Source organism: Pseudonocardia sp. EV170527-09 (assembly GCF_008369905.1).
In the GTDB taxonomy this organism is placed as follows: Bacteria; Actinomycetota; Actinomycetes; order Mycobacteriales; family Pseudonocardiaceae; genus Pseudonocardia.
The window spans coordinates 1-208 of record NZ_VRMC01000731.1 but is presented as its reverse complement, the minus strand read 5'-3'; the positions used below and the strand labels follow the sequence as shown (position 1 = coordinate 208).

General features: G+C 70.7%; 1 pseudogene. It reads right to left on the bottom strand.

Annotation, left to right across the window (positions count from 1 at the left end):
- A pseudogene (locus FVA95_RS34455) lies at positions 1–208 on the bottom strand (DDE-type integrase/transposase/recombinase); the annotation flags it as partial.

Genomic DNA, 208 nt, shown 5'->3' with positions numbered 1-208 from the left:
GCGTAGGCGGTGCGTGAGTGGTCGTCGATCACGGTGTGGACGTAGGCGGTCCCGATGGCCGGGCGGTAGTACTTGCCCCGTTGACCGGTGCGCCGCGCGGTGGCCGCCTGGTTGCGGCGGCCTTGCTGTCGTCCCAGGTAGCGCCAGCCCCCGCCGTCGGGGATGTTGGCGAACTTGGTGACGTCGACGTGGATCAGCGAGCCGGGGT